Below are 17,316 nucleotides of genomic sequence, written 5' to 3' on the forward strand. Positions count from 1 at the left end.
TCGCGCGAAAGGGCCCGGCAGGGTGCGCGCCATCAGGCCGGCCGGGTCGACGCCGGCAGTGGCCATGCAAGCAACCCTAGTTGACTAATTCCCTCTTAGCAACACAGGTTGCTTAAACGAAGGGGGGAGCCGGGCAGCGGCCCCGGCTCCCCTCGACGGAAGCAGCGGTGATGACGCCGAAAGGGGAGCCGACCCATGGCCGACTCCCCTTTCGGACCTGCTATCTACCTGTCAGCGACCTCAGCTGCAGCCGCTGGTGGAGCCGCAGCCCTCGCAGACGTAGCAGCTACCGGCCGGACGCATCTTGGTGCCGCACGTCATGCACAGCGGAGCGTCCGCGGTGAAGCGCTGGTGGCTCTCCAGCGTCAGCTCCTTCACCTCGCGCACCGGCTCGGGAGCGGCCGGCTGCACCGCCTTGGCCTCGATCGGAGCCGACTGCGCCAGCGCCTCCTTGTCGACCGCGGGGTCCTCGCCGCGCTGCTGCGCGGTGCGCTCGGCGGCGGAGAAGATGCCGAGCGCGGCCCGCTCGTCGTAGGGCAGGTGGTCGAGCGCCAGGCGACGGAAGATGTAGTCCATCACCGAGGTCGCCATCCGCACGTCCGGGTCGTCGGTCATCCCGGCGGGCTCGAAGCGCATGTTGACGAACTTGCTGACGTAGGTCTCCAGCGGCACGCCGTACTGCAGGCCTATGGACATCGCCACGGAGAAGGCGTCCATGACGCCCGCCAGCGTCGAACCCTGCTTGGACATCTTGAGGAAGACCTCGCCGAGCCCGTCGTCGGGGTAGGACGAAGCGGTCATGTAGCCCTTGGCGCCGCCCACGGTGAAGCGGGTGGTGACGCTCGGCCTGGAGTTCGGCATCCTGCGCCGGGTCGGGCGGTTGACCTCGATGACCTTGACCTCGGGCTCGGCCGCGGCCTTGGTCTCGTCCTTCTTGGCGCCGTTGCCCGCCGACAGCGGCTGGCCGACCTTGCAGTTGTCGCGGTAGACGGCCAGGGCCTTGAGGCCGAGACGCCAGCCCTCCATGTAGACCTGCTCGATGTCCTCGATCGTCGCCGACTCGGGCAGGTTGACGGTCTTGGAGATCGCACCGGACAGGAACGGCTGCGCGGCGGCCATCATGCGCACGTGGCCCATGGGCGCGATCGCCCGCTCGCCCATCGCGCAGTCGAAGACCTCGTAGTGCTCACGCTTGAGACCGGGCGCGTCGACGACGTGGCCGTGCTCGCCGATGTACTCGACGATGGCCTCGATCGACTCCTGCTGGTAGCCGAGCTGCTTGAGCGCCCTCGGGATCGTCTGGTTGACGATCTGCATCGAGCCGCCGCCGACGAGCTTCTTGAACTTCACCAGCGCCAGGTCGGGCTCGATGCCCGTGGTGTCGCAGTCCATCATCAGGCCGATGGTGCCGGTCGGCGCGAGCAGCGACGCCTGGGCGTTGCGGTAGCCGTTCTTCTCGCCCAGCTTGAGGCACTCCGACCACTGCTTGGACGCCTCGGCGTGGATCTTGCCGTCCATCGTGCCGAGGGTGCGCAGGCCGTCGTTGGCGCCCGCGTGCTTGCGCATGACGCGCTTGTGGGCGTCGGCGTTCCTGGCATAACCCTCGTACGGCCCGACGACCGCGGCCAGCTCGGCGCTGCGCCGGTAGGACACGCCCGTCATCAGCGAGGTGATCGCCCCCGCGACCGCGCGACCGCCGTCGGAGTCGTAGGCGTGACCGGTCGCCATGAGCAGCGCGCCCAGGTTGGCGTAGCCGATGCCCAGCTGACGGTAGGCGCGGGTGGTCTCACCGATCTTCTCGGTCGGGAAGTCGGCGAAGGTGATCGACACGTCCATCGCCGTGATGATCAGCTCGGTGAGCTTGACGAAGCTCGCCACGTCGAAGCTGTTGTCGTCCCTCAGGAACTTCATCAGGTTGATGCTGGCCAGGTTGCACGAGGAGTTGTCCAGGTGCAGGTACTCCGAGCACGGGTTGGACGCGGTGATGCGGCCGGTCTCCGGGCTGGTGTGCCAGTCGTTGATCGTGTCGTCGTACTGCACGCCGGGGTCGGCGCACTCCCACGCGGCCTTGGCCATCTTGCGGAAGAGGTCCTTGGCGTCGACCTGCTCGATGACCTCGCCGGTCAGGCGGGCGCGCAGGCCGAACTGCTCACCCTTGTCCACCGCGCGCATGAACTCGTCGGAGACGCGCACCGAGTTGTTGGCGTTCTGGTACTGGACGCTGACGATGTCCTTGCCGCCGAGGTCCATGTCGAACCCGGCGTCGCGCAGCGCGCGGACCTTGTCCTCCTCGCGCGCCTTCGTCTCGATGAACTCCTCGATGTCGGGGTGGTCGACGTCGAGGACGACCATCTTGGCGGCCCTGCGGGTCGCGCCGCCCGACTTGATCGTGCCCGCGGAGGCGTCGGCGCCGCGCATGAAGCTGACAGGGCCGCTGGCCGTACCGCCGCTGGACAGGAGCTCCTTGGAGGAGCGGATGCGGGAGAGGTTCACCCCCGAACCCGACCCACCCTTGAAGATCACGCCCTCTTCCTTGTACCAGTCGAGGATCGACTCCATGGTGTCGTCGACGGCCAAGATGAAGCAGGCGCTGACCTGCTGCGGGCTCTGCGTGCCCACGTTGAACCACACCGGCGAGTTGAACGCGAAGATCTGGTGGACCAGCGCGTGCTTCAGCTCGTGGTCGAAGATCTCCACGTCCTCGTCGGAGGCGAAGTAGCCGTTCTCCACCGCGGTCCTGGTGTACATCCCGACCACGCGGTCGACCAGCTGCTTCAGGCTCCACTCACGCTGCGGCGTGCCCACGGCGCCGCGGAAGTACTTCGTCGTCACGATGTTGGCCGCGTTGACCGACCAGAACTCGGGGAACTCCACACCACGCTGCTCGAAGTTGATCGAGCCGTCCCGCCAGTTGGTCATGACGACGTCACGGCGCTCCCACGTGATCTCGTCATAGGGATGCACTCCGGGCTTGGTGAAGATCCGCTTCATCTTCAACCCCTTGCGCTTGCCCCCACGCGTCACTGAACCGCTGACCGTCTCCGTCATGACTCCCCCTTCTCGGCTTTCAGTTGCTTGATCTCGGCTTCGAAGTCCGCCAGGCTCTCGAAACCGCGATATACCGATGCGAACCGCAGATACGCCACCTCGTCCAGGTCCCGCAGCGGCCCGAGGATCGCCAGACCGACCTCGTTGGAGGGGATCTCGGCCGCTCCTCTGGCCCTGATGGCCTCTTCCACGCGCTGCCCGAGTTGCGCGAGCGAGTCCTCGGTGACGGGCCTGCCCTGACACGCCCTGCGGACGCCGGCGACCACCTTGTCCCTCGAGAACGGCTCGGTCACTCCGCTGCGCTTGCTCACCATCAGCAGGACCGTCTCCTGCGTGGTGAACCTGCGCCCGCATTCAGGGCAGGTACGGCGACGCCTGATGGCGCCTCCGTCGTCCGTGGAGCGGCTGTCGATGACCCTGGTGTCCGGGTGACGACAGAACGGACAGTGCACCCTTCGCCTCCTCGGCCGCGACATGGGCTCACCACTCGTAAAATGCTCGTCGGCAGACGCTCGCGCCCGCGCCACGGGCTGCCATGGAGCGGTCACGGAAACACAAGTTGTGGTGAACTACATCGGTGTAACTACTAGATGTTGTGGTCCAACCGTAGAAGCGCGCGACCATGAACGCAAGTTGGCCCGGCCCATCCAACCGAAGTCGCTGATCAGCCGCGCTGGAGCCCTGAAACGTCGGCGTGTCGCACTGGTGGGACGGGGATGGGTTGCGTGACGGGTGTCGCCGATGGCCGAATCACCCTTGGATGGGGGGTGATGTGAGCCGGCATGCCGGAGTGTCCGGTACGGAGGCGTGACCGCTTGGGTTCACGTAGAGGGAGCAACGGGTCACCCTCCTGGATTCCCCGCCAGGACCCCTCGCGCCCGCCGTCAGACCCGCCAGAGCACGCCCTGCGCTTCAGGGAGCGAATCGTCCCTAAGCATGGAGCAGCACGCGGCAACCCGAGCATGAAGCAGCACGGGGCAACCCGCAACACGGAGCAACCCGCAGCACTGGCGCCCCAGCGAGCGACCCGAAGAGCGCCCCAGAGGGCCGAATGATCCAGAGGGCGACACGACCCGAAGGGCGACCCGACCCGAAGGGCGACAGAGGGAAGAGCGACCCAGCGGGAAGAGCGACCCGTTGGAAACTCGGGGCGAGGGCTCAGCCAACGCTACTGCGGGCTCTCACACCATCCGGGAGGCCGCTCACCGAAAAGGCGGCGTCGTCAGGCTGTGCGGTCCGGGAAGCTCATCGCCCAGCCTCTACCGGGCCTCCGGCGGCGAGACCGGCGGAATCATGGTCAGCTCCATGATCCCGCCGAGCCTGACCGGTCAGGCAAGGGGCTGACCAACGTCTTCGTCGTCAGCGACTCCCAGCAGATGTACGACTACGTCGGCGTACGGACTTGAGACGCCATCGTCAAGCCCCACGGACTCGAGACACCGTCATCAGGACCCACGGGCCCGAGACACGTCGTCAAGACGCACGGGCCCGAGACACCATCGTCAGGGGGTGCGCTCCGGGAGGTACAGTCGGCCGCCGGGACGGATCAGTGAGCTGCTCAGGCCGTTGAGCCGCATGATCTCCGCCGCCGTCGCGGCCGTGTCGTCGCCGGGTGACACCGCGGCGGCGATGGTCCACAGCGTGTCGCCCTTCTCCACGACCACCCACGGCAGCCCTTCGCCTCCCATGCCCCTCGACTCCTGGGCGATCGCCCAGCTGGTCGCCTTGGCGCCGAGCACGAACCCGCCCAGCGTCAACGCCGCGAACAGCCCCACAAGCACGATCCGACCCCGCCTGGTCAACCTCATCGGAGCGCGCCGAACCGCCTGACCTCGCGGGCCTGCCTCCGCCAGCCGTACGCGCGGGTCGGACCACCCTCGAGCACGATCTCCCGCCCTTCGCCTGCCGAGCGCACGCCGGACCCGAAGCACGGCCAGCCCCGGACCCCGCAGACCATCCAGCCCGGGTACAGCACCGTGATTCCTCCTCTGCGGTCGACCGACCCCATCGCGCGGCCTGCCGCCTCGCCCCTGCCTGCTGCCTCGACCCTGCCTCTCCCCTCGCACCTGCCTGTCGCCTCGCACCTGGGCCTCCGTACGGCCCCGTCCCGCCCGGCGCCCCTTCCCTACCGGGCGCCGCTGCCCTCCCTCCAAGCGCCGCTGATCCCTCACCTGCGGGCGTTCGGAGCGTCCGCCTCGCTCCTCCGCGCCCACGTCCGAGTAGGCCAGCCGGAGACCCCGCGCCTCACGACCGACCGGCAGGCCGGTGGATCGGACGGCTCGCGAGTCGTCACCCACACGCGAAAACATCTTCCCCTCAGCATTGGCGGGCGAGCGGGCTTGCCGAACGGCTCCCGCACCGGCTCGCAGACGCGCCCACCAGCCCGACCTCACCCCTTCGCCGACCGGCCGGCGGCTGGGCCGACCGGTGCCCGCGTCACCGCGAGATCGCGAGGTCCACCGGCCTCCTCTGGCCTCCTCGTCGCCCGGCGGGCGCGTCGATCCGCCGTCCCGCACCTTCGCGATTCCCCTGGGCCCACTCGTCACCGCCCCCAGCCGTTCCGTTCTGCCCCCCGTACCGGGTTCGCGTCGCGGCCGCACCGGCTCCTGGCTCGCGCCGCCTTGCAGTACCCGCAACCGCCTGTCCTCCGACCGGCCTGCCCCCGTCACAGGACGCTCCTCACCTCGCCCCCCGCCATGCCGACGAGCGCCCGCACGGCGCCCCCGCCGTTCCGACTCGACCTCGTCCACCGTGCTACGACGCTTCTCGTACGGCCCGGCCTCCCCCACCGTCCCGCGCTCTCTGCCGTACGGCCTGGCCTCCCCCACCGTGCTGCGCTCTCTGCCGTACGGCCTGGTCACCGTGCTGCAACCTCCCCCGTACGGCCCTCCCGCCTCCCGCGCCCCTCGGCCTCCGCGGTCAGGCCCGACCTTGCCCCTCGCTTCGCCACCTTCGCCATCCCGCCCCGTCTCCTCTCTTGCCCTGCGGCCTCCCCCGTCCGACGCCGTGTCCCCCCTCCCCCAGTGGCCTCCGCCACCCCGCTCCCCCGCATCCCGCGCTCCGCGACCTGCGCCATCCCGCTCCCCCTCACCCCGTCCTTCATGGCCTCCGTCAACGCGCGCCCACCGGCCCGGTCCTGCGCGACCGCCGCCATCTCCTACCGTCGCACTGCTCGCCCCGCGACCCCCGCCATCACGTACCGCCGCGTCCCGTTCTGCACGACTACCGCCGTCACGCACCGTCGGGCCCCTTGCCCCGCGACCCCCGTCAGCACGCTCGGCCCCACCCCGTTCTGCCCGGCCTCCGTCATCGCGGTCGCGCCCATCCCGTCCTGCGCGACCGCCGCCGTCACGTACCGCCGCGCCCCTCGCCCCGCGACCTCCGCCATCCCGCTCCGCATCACCACGTCCTGCCCGGCCTCCGTCAACGCGCTTCCACTCGCCCCGTCCTGCGCGACCGCCGCCGTCACGTACCGCCGCGCCCCTCGCCCCGCGACCTCCGCCATCCCGCTCCGCATCACCACGTCCTGCCCGGCCTCCGTCAACGCGCTTCCACTCGCCCCGTCCTGCGCGACCCCCGCCATCCCGCACCGCCGCGTCCCTCGCCCCGCGACTCCCGTCAACACGCTCCGCCGTGGCACTCTCTCTGCGGCCTTCACCGTCCGGGTCGGGCTCCTGCCATGCCCGGCGGGCTTTCCCGTACGCCCCGGTCTCGCCCCGCACCCCGTGGCCGCCCCCTTGCGGCGGCGCGCCCTGCCTCGACCTGGCGCCTTCGCCGTACCGTTCTGCGGCTTCTGCGCGCCTTAGCCCATCCGGCTCCGGACCCACGCCACCAGGCGCACTCGGCGTCTCAGCGGCAGCAGGGGCCGGGTCGGCGCGACCTCGGCCTCTGGGAACGGCCTGACGGTCGTGCTCCATGGGCGGGTCGCAGGCCGTACCGGCGAATGAGCGAGTTGGCGGCACCAGACGGAGGCGGCGCGCGCCCTCGGGGGCGCGCCGGCGCTCCTCTCTCGTGATGTCGGCGATCAGGGTGAGTTGGCTGTCTTGGCTGGTTGAATCTGTGCTTGTGGTCGCCCGCACTGATGACCTCCCGCCACCGTCGACCCATGGAAAAGGTCGAATAAAGATCAGCGAATCGAACACGGTGTCGATCGAACTCCCGTACGATGTTGTACACCACGTCGCCGTCGATTTCGAGGAAGACTCGAACAAATGTTTGAAGTTGATCTCCATTGGCGGTACGGTCGCTGTGTGCGACATGAAGACCACGGACCGGAAGGCGCGCCGATGAAGCGGGCCGCCGGGCGAGGAGGAGAGCATGAGCGAGCGGAGTGACGACAACGGCGTCAGCGACCTTGCGGTTCGCCGTCGCGACTCCCTGGGCCTGACGCCCAGGCAACGCAAGATCCTTGAGGTGATCCGCGACTCGGTGCAGCAGCGGGGTTACCCGCCGTCCATGCGCGAGATCGGCGAGGCTGTGCAGCTGACGAGCACGTCCAGCGTCTCGCACCAGCTGACGGCGTTGCAGCGCAAGGGCTATCTGAGGCGTGATCCACATCGGCCCCGCGCTCTTGAGGTCAGGCTGCCCGGCGAGCCGGTGCTGTGGGTCGACCCCGACGGCGGCGAGGACGAAGCCCCGGTGAACAGGCCGACTGCGGCGTATGTTCCGCTGGTCGGGCGCATCGCCGCCGGTGGTCCGATCTTGGCCGAGGAGAGCGTCGAGGACGTCTTCGCGCTACCCAAGCAGCTGGTCGGCGAGGGCACCCTCTTCCTCCTCCAGGTCACCGGTGACTCGATGATCGAGGCGGCTATCGCCGACGGTGACTGGGTGGTCGTACGGCAGCAGCCGGTTGCCGAGAGCGGCGACATCGTGGCGGCCATGATCGATGGCGAGGCGACGGTGAAGACGTTCAAGCGCAAGGACGGCCATGTCTGGCTGGTCCCGCACAACTCCAACTACGACCCGATCCCCGGCGACGAGGCCAGCGTCCTGGGCAAGGTCGTCGCGGTTCTCCGCCGCCTCTAGCCGCGGGGCTCTCCACCGCTCGATCGGCCTCTACTGGGAGATGGCCGATCGAGCGGCCCGTGGTGCATGCCGCACAGCTCTCCAAGTCCACGACCTTCAGCCGTTCGAGACGGCCGTGAGGCGTGGGTGTCGCACGCTCCTCGATCGCGAGGTCGTGAACTTTCGGCAATTCGATCGCCGGGCCAGGTTGGCTGGCTGCCCAGGCTCGGCGCTTGACGTGCGGCTTCCCCTCGTCCGAATGTCGCGCGAGCCCCGCAATCGAGTATCGCGATTGCTCGAGTATCTGCGAGCTCGGGTTGCTAGATCGCCACGCCGTTCCGACGGCCGATCGCACGGCTTCTTATTCATGTCGCGTATCTCGCCCGCGTCTGAGCGTCGTGCGACCGCGGTTTGATCGAATGACGTATGAACAGCAAACGCGGCCTGCTCGGACGATGCCTGAGCCCTACATCCGCGACGGTTCGCCAGTGCCTGAGGTGTCACGCGAACGCGGGCTGTCGTGTGCCATATGAGGTGGCAAGCGCGATCTGTTCGAACGGTGCCTGCGCGCTCAACAACTCAGGCTGATCGACCAGTGTCTGAGGTGTCGTGCGAACGCGGTCGGATCGAACGGCGCATGAGGCAATGATCGTGGCCTGCTCGAACCGTGCCTGAGTGTTGCAATCTGGAGCTGTTCGAACGGCGTCGGGCACATGTCTCGGCAGCGTGCACGCGGAGCGCCGGGTGATGCCGCCCTTGAGACGGCGGGTTGGGCGTCGGTGAGGTGGCGGCTCACGCAGGATCTCGCAGGCTGGCATGCCTGTCCGGTCAACCCATGGCTGACATGAGAGGCCACCTCGCGGTCGGTCAATGGCTGGCATGGGCGTCCACGTCGCGGTCGGTCAATGGCTGGCATGGGAGTCCGTCTCACAGTCAGCCATCGGGTACGGCACGAGCCGAGAGGTCGCCGAAGATCTCGCCCTCGTCGACGGCGAACGAGACATCGTCCGCCGCCTCCCGGTCGCGAGACCGTTGCGCGCGCGTGTCGCGCCTCGCGCCGAGCGCATGGCCGCGCATCGCTCGCGGCATCGGAGCGCGCAGTCTTGGGTCGCTCGATCGGTCCTCCGGCGGGGGCGGCCGATCGGGCGGCCCATCTCACTCGACTCTCGAGGATCCAGCGACCCTCGTGATCACTCAGTGCAGGTCGCCGAGTCCTGCTGGAGTGGACGCGGCAACTTTGGCTACCACTCTCCCGCACGGATGACCGTCGAGGCAGATCGTGCGCAAGGCGCTCGGCCCGGTTGGGCTCGCGGTGATCGCCCCGCCGCTGGGTGGTGGAGCCCCCTTTCTACCCTGACTGACGGCCCACCGTCGGCTGGCCCGCGACTACGGAACTCTCCCCACGAGCTCTGCAGCAATGATCCGTTGAACTGCGATCAGCGGCATGGATCACCGTCCTGCGCCGGGCCGTGCCGCCGTACGTCGGCAGGCAGGTGCCCTTCCCTGGCCCCTACTAGCTGAGCGCCAGTTGCTGCGGCCACGCTAGCGCGCGGCGACTGCTGTGTGGCGGTCCCCGCTATGCTGCGGCCGTGCCGGATTCCTCGGACCGCCCGCTCCTGTTCCTCGACGTGGACGGCCCCCTCATTCCATTCGGGACGCCCGAACCGCACCCAGGTGAGCACGTAGGCGACCGGGCAGCGCCGCAGCCGCTGCCAGCAGGGGTGAACCCACTGCTGGCCAGGATCGATTCCCGACACGGGGTGCGGTTGTCGGCGTTGCCGTGCGATCTCGTGTGGGCGACGACCTGGATGGCCGATGCGAACGAAGTGATCAGTCCGTTGCTCGGCCTACCCGAGCTACCGGTGATGGACTGGCCGGATCTGGAAGAGGAGGGGCCGCTGCACTGGAAAACCCGTGGACTGGTCGATTGGGCGGCCGGACGCCCGTTCGTTTGGGTCGACGACGAGATCACTGACATTGATCGCACGTGGGTATACGAACACCACCACGGGCAGGCGCTCCTGCACCGCGTTGATCCTCGTCGTGGTCTCACGCACCCCGACTTCGTCGCGATCGCCGACTGGTTGGCACGGCTATAGCCGATCCGGTCGCGGCCCCCCTGCCGCCTGGGACGAGTGTCACAAAGGCTTCTCGCAAACGTTCCCAGTCCTCGTCGGACAGGCTGCTCTCGAGCGAGGGCGACTCGGGAAGGGCAGGTGGGAACGACTCGGCTCGAGGCGCGGGTCATCGGCACTGAACAGGCTCAGACCTCCATGGCCGACCAGACATGCAGGACGCCCCGCGTCGGCGAGCTCACCGGGTGGGGACGGCTGACCTGGCTGGATAGCTGATGAAGCCGTGTTTCACATCAACGACAAGAGCGCCGCTTGACGGCCAGGCGTGGAGCGAGAGCCGATCTCCCAAATGAGCCGGTCGCCCGGTGGGCGGGTCACCTCAAGTGAGGTCATGCGAAGTGAGCCGGTCGCCCCATTGGGCCGGGAACCCAACTGGGGCGGGAACCCAAACGGGGCGGGAACCCACAGTGAGCTGGTCGCCCAGCAAGCCGGGTACCCCGAGCGAGCCCAGGCACCGGTAGCGGGCTGGGTACCTACAGTGCCTCGGCATTTTCCCGAAGCCGCGCTCGGGAGCAAGCCCGTGCTCGGCTGCTGCGCCCTGCCGTCCTGCGAAGACCGCCGGACGTGCGCTCCCTCGGCTGAGCAACATGGCGGTGCCCCCGGCCGGCGCGGCGCATACCGGAGACGCGCCCACTCCTCGAGCGAGCACACCCTGGAGGACCGCATCGAGGCCGAGCTCGCGCTGGGCGCCGACCTCGACCTGCTCCCCGAGCTCGAAGCGCAGTGGTTCCTGCGCGAGCCCTCGGCGGACCGCTGCATTCCACAAAAGGTCACGGAAGCGGTTAAATCCTGTGATATTGGATCACCGACATGACGTTGGAATCCAGAAGGGACGCATTTCGTGCGATTGTTAACCCGCCTGATGGCGGTCACCGCCTCGACGGTGACCGTGCTGTCGGTGACAGCCGCCGTCTCCGCCGCCGCGGTTCCCGAACTCGTGGTCAACGGCACCTTCGGCAGCGGTACCGCTCCCTGGTGGAAGTCCGCCAACACCACGATGGCCCTGGACGCGGAGCGTCTGCGCGTCAACGTCCCGGGCGGCACCGCCAACCCGTGGGACGCCATGATCGGCCATAACGACATCAAGCTGACCAGCGGCAAGGCCTACAAGCTGTCGTTCGACGCCTCGGCTTCCGCTCCGGTCACCGCGGTCACGACCGTCCAGCTCGCGAACTCCCCGTACACCAACACGCTGACCAAGACGATCTCGCTCACCACGACGAGCAAGCGCTTCAGCTTCCCGTTCACCTCAAGCCTGAGCACGTCGGGCGGTCAGGTGTCGTTCCAGCTGGGCAAGAACGCGGGCTTCAGCTTCTACCTGGACAACGTCTCGCTGACCGAGACGTCATCGACATCACCATCCCCTTCTCCCTCCCCCACGACGACACCCACGACGTCTCCTACGACGTCTCCTACGACGACGCCGAAGCCGGAGGAGCCGGGCTCAGGGCCGGTCGCCATGACCGACGGCTTCTATGTCGATCCGCAGTCCAATCCGGCGATCTGGGTGCGCGCCAACGCGGGAGACTCCAGGGCGGCGCGCATCAAGTCGTCGATCTCGGACAAGCCGATGGCGCGCTGGTTCGGCAACTGGAGCGGCGACGTCGGCGCGGCGGTCTCCCGTCACGTGGCCGCCGCCGATGCCGCGAACAAGCTCCCGGTCCTGGTGGCCTACAACATCCCCGGTCGCGACGCCTGTGGCGGCCACTCTGGCGGCGGCGCGGGCAGTGAGTCGGCGTACAAGACGTGGATCTCCGCGTTCGCTTCCGGGATCGGCAACCGCCCGGCGATCGTCGTCATCGAGCCCGACTCCCTCGGCGACTTCGGCTGCATGACCGACACCGCCATCCAGGCCCGTAACCGCATGCTGGTGTACGCCACCCAGCAGTTCCGCGACAAGGCCCCCAACGCGTGGGCCTACCTCGACGGCGGCAACGCCGGCTGGGTCGCGGCGGGGACGATGGCCACCCGCCTGAAGAACGCGGGCGTCGGCAACATCCGCGGCTTCTCGGTGAACGTCTCCAACTACTACACGACCGCCCAGTCGGCCACCTACGCGAGCTCGGTCAAGGCGTCGCTCGGCGGCACCGCCACGTTCGTGATCGACACCAGCCGCAACGGCAACGGCTCCAACGGGGAGTGGTGCAACCCCGCGGGCCGCAAGCTCGGGACCCCCACCCAGCTCGGCGGTGGCGGCGGAGCCGAGATGCTGCTGTGGGTGAAGATTCCCGGCGACTCCGACGGCAACTGCGGCATCGCGCCGAACGTCCCCGCCGGCCAGTTCAGCCCGGCCATCGCCATCCGCCTGATCGACGGCACCTGACCAACTCGTGAGCGCCCGGCCCGCGCGGGAGCGGGTCGGGCCATCCTCCCCCATTCGGTTCGGAACCCGTCAGACCGCCCTGATGCGGACGCCGAGAACCCGGTTCTTCAGCCGGCGAGTCAACGGCCTGGGCTGATCTCGCTCAGACCGCGGAACCGCCAAGCCCATCGTCGCGACCTCGAGCAGCCCGCTGCTCTGCTTCTCGCTCGTGCCGCGCCCGTTCGGTCGCGACACGTTCCCTGAGCTGCCGGTCCTCGGCCTCGCGAGGAGAGGGGATCCGGCTCCGCCTGTCGTGCTTGAGCGCCAGCCGGATCGCCCCGTAGATGACCAGGAAGAGCACCACCATCGAGAACAGCCAGCCGATCACGCCACCCGGATCGATGCCCATGCCCGTGCCTCCGTCGCAGCTGCTCCACCCGCACGGATGACCGTCGAGCGTGAGAAGTACCTGATCATCTCCTCGACCGTGACCCTGGGCAAGCCGGAAAGGACAATTCGTGCGTCGTGGGTGACACTGATCAGGTGGACGAAACCATCCGTAGGCCCCCCAAGGACGGTCTGAAGTGGGCCGGCGCCGGGCCGGACGTCATCGCCTGCTGGATCGCCGACATGGACTTCCCCACCGCCCCCGAGATCGTCGAAGCCCTTCAGCGGCGTGCGCGCGGCGATCTCGGCTACCCCGCCTGGGCCGCTGAGCCCCAGGCCGGCCCCCTGGCCGAGGCGTTCGCCGAGCGGATGCTGGTCACGTACGGCTGGGACGCGGAGCCGTCGTGGGTGCGCTCGTTCTCCGACCTCAACCAGGCGCTCCAGGTGATGCTCCACCTCACCACCGGATCCGGAGACACCGTCGCCATGCACGCCCCCGCCTACCCGCCGTTCCTCGGCACGATCGCGGAGATGGGCCGCCGCCTGCGCACCGACGTGTCCGATCTGAGCGGATGCCGTGCGCTCGTCCTGGTCAACCCGCACAACCCCACGGGCAAGGTCTTCAGCAGACCGGAGCTCGTCGCGCTCGCCGAGCAGGCCGAGCGGCACGACCTGGTCGTCATCGCCGACGAGGTGCATGCCGACCTCGTCTACGCGCCTGGGCGACACATCCCTTTCGCCTCGATCCTCCCCGAGCGCACCATCACGCTGACCTCGGCCACCAAGGCCTTCAACCTGGGCGGCGTCCGCTGCGCACTGGCCCACATGGGCCCTCCGCGGGTGCGCGAGGCGCTCAGGGCGCAACCCTCCTTCCTGTACGGCGGAGCCAACGTCTTCGGCGTCGAGGCCACGGTCGCCGCCTGGCGGCACGCCGACGGATGGCTACGTGACACCATGACCGTCCTCGACCGCAACCGGCGCCTGATCGCCGAGCGCCTGCCCGGATACGTGCCGCCCGAAGCCACCTACCTGGCGTGGCTGGACCTGGGGCGGCCGGGCATGGCGGAGGTGCTGGAACGCGAGGCGAAGATCATGGTGAGCGACGGCGCCGCCTTCGGGGCCGGAGGCGAGAGCTTCGTCCGGCTCAACTTCGCCACCTCGGAGGCCATCCTCACCGAGGTGCTGGACCGCCTGGACCGAGCCCGCTCCGCCGGTCTCCTGCGCTGACCGCGCATGAGGGGGTCGCCCGTCACCGGTGACGGTCACGGGCGACCGGGTCGTCACGGCACGGGGGGAAGGGCCGGCGCAGTGACGGCCGGATGCTCGTTCAGTGCCGCCATCGCCAGTTCCACCGCCTTCTCCAGCTGCGGGTCGCGTCCCGCCACCCTGTCCTGCGGCGTGATGACCACCTCGATGTCAGGGTCGACGCCGTAGTTCTCGACGCCCCACCCCTGTCCCTCCAGCCAGAAGGAGTAGCGGGGCTGCGTGACGATGGTGCCGTCGACCAGCTGGTAGCGCCCGTCGATGCCGATCACGCCACCCCACGTGCGGGTCCCGACGAGTGGACCGATGCCGCGGTTCTTGATCCCCGCGCTGACGATGTCGCCGTCGGAGCCGGCGAACTCGTCGGTGAGCGCGACGATCGGCCCGCGCGGCGAGTCCTCCGGGTAGCGCATGGGCTCGTACCCTCGCGAGATCGCCCACCCCGTCACCTTGCGCGACAGCTTCTCCAGCACCAGCTCGGACAGGTGGCCGCCGCCGTTGCCCCTGACGTCCACGATCAGCCCCTCCTGCGGCATCTCGGTGCGCAGGTCACGGTGGAACTGCGCCCAGCCGTTGGCGACCATGTCGGGCACGTGCAGGTAGCCGAGCCTGCCGCCCGACGCCTGCCTGACGTAGGCGCGACGGTCCTCCACCCAGTCGTGGTAGCGCAGCGCGGTGTCGTCGGCCAGCGGCGTCACGACCACGCGGCGGGTGTCGCCGCCGGCGGCCGGCCTGATCGTCAGCTCGACGGGGTGGTCGGCCGTGCCCGCGAGCAGGGGGTGCGGGCCGCGCACCGGGTCCACGGGACGGCCGCCGACGACGACGATCGCGTCGCCCTCGCGGACGGCCACGCCCGGCGCGAGCAGCGGCGAGCGGGCGGCGTGGTCGGAGGACTCGCCAGGCAGGATGCGGGTGACCACCCAGGAGCCTTCCTGGAGCGCCAAGTCGGCGCCGAGCAGGCCCTGGCGGCGCCTGGGGTCGACCGGCTGGCCGTTGGGTCTGGCGTAGGCGTGCGAGGTGGCCAGCTCGCCCTGCACCTCCCACAGCAGGTCGATCAGCTCGGAGTAGCTGCCGATCCGTTCGACCAGCGGCGCGTAGCGCTCGAGCGTGCCCGCCCAGTCGACGCCGTTCATGTCCTCGCGCCAGAAGTGGTCGCGCATGAGCCGGCCTGCCTCGTGGTAGGCCTGCCGCCACTCGGCGACGGGGTCGATGGTGACAGGGACCCTGCCGAGGTCGATGGTGATGACCTCTTCGCTCTCGCTCGCTGCGCGCGTCTGCAGGCCGTCCTTGCCCGTGACGACCAGGCGGGTGCCGTCGCCGCTGATCTCGAACGCGCGCACGTCCCTGGCCAGCTCGCACTTGCTGCGCTTCTTGAGGTCGTAGCGCTCCAGCGCGACCTCCTCACGCTCGTTGCCGTCGCCGAGCTCGCCCGCGAGGGGGTGACGCAGCCAGAGCAGCGCGTCCTTGCCGGTGCGCAGGTTGCTGTAACGGCCAGCGGGGACGGGGACGGCGACGACACGGGCGGGCAGTCCCTCGGCGTCCACCTCGGTGACCGGCTTGACGTCCTTCTTCTTGTCCTTGCCCTCCTCGCCGGAGTCCTCGGCGCCGTTGAAGCCGCGGCCCTCCAGCGAGGGCGCGAACGGTGAGGACGTGGTGGCCTGCAACGGCACGATGTACGGCTTGGCGCCCGCGGGGAAGGACAGGTCGAACACGTGCGCGTCGTAGACGGGGTCGAACGTCCTGATCGACAGGAACGCCAGGTGCTTGCCGTCCTTGGTGAAGACGGGGGCGTAGTCGCTGAAGCGCTGCGAGGTCACGTCGATGGTGGAGGTGCCGTCGACGCGCCCCATCTTGATCTGCCGCAGCGGCTCGTGGTGCGGGTGCGACCAGGCCAGCCAGGCCGAGTCGGGCGAGAAGGTGATGCCGTTGATGTCGCCGTTGACGGTTCTGTCGAGCTCCCTCACCGAGCCCGCGGAGGTGTCGACGGCGAGCAGGCGTCCGTCGTGCGTGGCGAGTGCGACGTGCTTGCCGTCGGGGGCGGCGGCCAGGTCGAGGACCCGTCCGATCTGGCCGGCGGCGAGCGTGCGGATCTCTCCGCCGGGCCTGCCGACCTCCAGGGCGTCCTCGCCTGAGGCGTCGCTCACCCAGACGGCCAGGCCGTCCTCGCCGAGCACGCGCGGCAGCCGTACCCTGACGCCCGGCTCGGCCCTCAGCACGCCGGAGGGTCCGTCGCGGTGGGTGACCCAGTGGGCGGTGCCGCGGATCTCGACCGCGCTGGCCCTGCCGGTGGCGTCGGGCGAGAAGTCGGCCACCTTGGCCGGCGCGGGGCGCCTGGCCCGTGCGGGGCGAGGGCCGCCGAGCCTGACCTCCAGCTCGTACGGCTCGCCGTCCAGCGAGTCGAGCATCCAGAGCGCGCCCGCGTGGCTGTAGATCACCCGGGCGCCGTCGGTGGCGGCGTGCCTGGCGTAGAAGCCGTCGTGTGAGGTGTGCCTGCGCAGGTCGGAGCCGTCGGGCAGGGCGGAGTAGAGGTTGCCGGTGCCCTCGTGGTCGGCCAGGAAGGCGATCCTGTCGCCGACCCACATGGCCGACCAGTACTGCGCGGTGCTGTCGGCGAACAGCCTGGTGAACTCCCCCGACCCGTCGGCGTCGATCCAGATCTTGGCCGCGGTGCCGCCCCTGTAGCGCTTCCACTGCGAGGGCTCGCGCCAGATGGCCGACACCGTCACGACGCCGCCGCCCTCGTTGACCGCCGCCTCGCTGACCCACCCGTACGGCAGGCGCTCGGCCTGGCCGCCGTCCAGCGGCACGGCGTAGGCCCACATCCTGTCGCGGGAGGGCTGCCCCGCGGGGCTGATCGCCAGGACCCTGCCGTCGGTCGTCCAGCCGCGCACGCCCGTGACGGCGTTGCCCCAGTGGGTGAGTCTTTCGCCCTCGGGTCCGTCGATCTCGGCGGCGAAGGCCTCGGGAGCGCCCTCCCTGGTGCTGGTCCACGCCAGCCGGGCGCCGTCGGGGGAGAAGCGGGGGAAGGAGACGGGGGTGCGGTCGGCGGTGAACCGCCATGCCCTGCCCCCGTCCACGGGGGCCAGCCAGACGTCGTCGTCGGCCACGAAGGTGATCAGGTCTCCGTGCAGGTGTGGGTACCTCAGGTAAGCGCCATTTGTCACAGATGCACACTAA

Annotated in this window: 11 protein-coding genes; 4 read left to right on the top strand and 7 right to left on the bottom strand. The window is 69.4% G+C overall.

Annotated elements, in window-relative coordinates:
- Positions 1–240 precede the first annotated feature (240 nt).
- The 4 genes from FHR33_RS14250 to FHR33_RS14265 all read right to left on the bottom strand — a co-directional run bounded on the left by FHR33_RS14250 (position 241) and on the right by FHR33_RS14265 (position 6,592).
- Positions 241–3,048, bottom strand: coding sequence for a vitamin B12-dependent ribonucleotide reductase (locus FHR33_RS14250; protein WP_183647106.1), 2,808 nt, complete (start codon positions 3,046–3,048; stop codon positions 241–243).
- On the bottom strand, positions 3,045–3,500 hold the full coding sequence (gene nrdR, locus FHR33_RS14255) for a transcriptional regulator NrdR (protein WP_183647109.1): 456 nt from the start codon (positions 3,498–3,500) through the stop codon (positions 3,045–3,047). Before nrdR ends, FHR33_RS14250 begins: the two co-directional genes overlap by 4 nt.
- Positions 3,501–4,550: 1,050 nt before the next feature.
- The gene (locus FHR33_RS14260; RefSeq protein WP_183647112.1) at positions 4,551–4,829 is read right to left on the bottom strand and encodes a LysM peptidoglycan-binding domain-containing protein; all 279 of its coding nucleotides are present in this window, start codon (positions 4,827–4,829) and stop codon (positions 4,551–4,553) included.
- Between the two features lie 1,376 nt (positions 4,830–6,205).
- Positions 6,206–6,592, bottom strand: a complete 387-nt coding sequence (locus tag FHR33_RS14265) for a hypothetical protein (protein ID WP_183647115.1) — start codon at positions 6,590–6,592, stop codon at positions 6,206–6,208.
- Positions 6,593–7,365: 773 nt separating this feature from the next.
- On the opposite strand from FHR33_RS14265, the gene lexA reads away from it, so the two are divergent.
- Positions 7,366–8,073, top strand: a complete 708-nt coding sequence (gene lexA, locus FHR33_RS14270) for a transcriptional repressor LexA (RefSeq protein WP_221241098.1) — start codon at positions 7,366–7,368, stop codon at positions 8,071–8,073.
- A gap of 912 nt (positions 8,074–8,985) precedes the next feature.
- Here lexA and FHR33_RS14275 read toward each other — a convergent pair.
- Positions 8,986–9,141 carry a hypothetical protein gene (locus FHR33_RS14275; protein ID WP_183647118.1) on the bottom strand — a complete coding sequence of 52 codons (156 nt, stop codon included), beginning with the start codon at positions 9,139–9,141 and terminating at the stop codon, positions 8,986–8,988.
- Positions 9,142–9,641: 500 nt separating this feature from the next.
- On the opposite strand from FHR33_RS14275, the gene FHR33_RS14280 reads away from it, so the two are divergent.
- Both FHR33_RS14280 and FHR33_RS14285 read left to right on the top strand, forming a co-directional pair.
- The gene (locus tag FHR33_RS14280) at positions 9,642–10,151 is read left to right on the top strand and encodes an HAD domain-containing protein (protein ID WP_183647121.1); all 510 of its coding nucleotides are present in this window, start codon (positions 9,642–9,644) and stop codon (positions 10,149–10,151) included.
- A gap of 877 nt (positions 10,152–11,028) precedes the next feature.
- On the top strand, positions 11,029–12,510 hold the full coding sequence (locus tag FHR33_RS14285) for a glycoside hydrolase family 6 protein (RefSeq protein WP_312895537.1): 1,482 nt from the start codon (positions 11,029–11,031) through the stop codon (positions 12,508–12,510).
- Between the two features lie 142 nt (positions 12,511–12,652).
- Here the strand turns inward: FHR33_RS14285 and FHR33_RS14290 are convergent, their stop codons facing one another.
- Positions 12,653–12,898 carry a hypothetical protein gene (locus tag FHR33_RS14290; RefSeq protein ID WP_183647123.1) on the bottom strand — a complete coding sequence of 82 codons (246 nt, stop codon included), beginning with the start codon at positions 12,896–12,898 and terminating at the stop codon, positions 12,653–12,655.
- Between the two features lie 134 nt (positions 12,899–13,032).
- On the opposite strand from FHR33_RS14290, the gene FHR33_RS14295 reads away from it, so the two are divergent.
- A complete protein-coding gene (locus FHR33_RS14295) occupies positions 13,033–14,103 on the top strand; it encodes a MalY/PatB family protein (protein ID WP_312895538.1) in 1,071 nt (356 codons plus the stop codon).
- Between the two features lie 53 nt (positions 14,104–14,156).
- On the opposite strand, the gene FHR33_RS14300 is transcribed toward FHR33_RS14295, so the two are convergent.
- Positions 14,157–17,303, bottom strand: a complete 3,147-nt coding sequence (locus FHR33_RS14300) for a S41 family peptidase (RefSeq protein WP_183647126.1) — start codon at positions 17,301–17,303, stop codon at positions 14,157–14,159.
- Positions 17,304–17,316: the final 13 nt, after the last annotated feature.

Origin of the sequence: Nonomuraea dietziae (assembly GCF_014195505.1) — a bacterium.
GTDB classification, from domain to species: Bacteria; Actinomycetota; Actinomycetes; order Streptosporangiales; family Streptosporangiaceae; genus Nonomuraea; species Nonomuraea roseola.

What these genes read in the sequence shown, in the direction of transcription:
- FHR33_RS14250 (WP_183647106.1), bottom strand. Translation starts at nt 3,048, where the DNA reads ATGACGGAGACGGTCAGCGGTTCAGTGACGCGTGGGGGCAAGCGCAAG.
- lexA (WP_221241098.1), top strand. Translation starts at nt 7,366, where the DNA reads ATGAGCGAGCGGAGTGACGACAACGGCGTCAGCGACCTTGCGGTTCGC.
- FHR33_RS14275 (WP_183647118.1), bottom strand. Translation starts at nt 9,141, where the DNA reads ATGCCGCGAGCGATGCGCGGCCATGCGCTCGGCGCGAGGCGCGACACG.
- FHR33_RS14290 (WP_183647123.1), bottom strand. Translation starts at nt 12,898, where the DNA reads ATGGGCATCGATCCGGGTGGCGTGATCGGCTGGCTGTTCTCGATGGTG.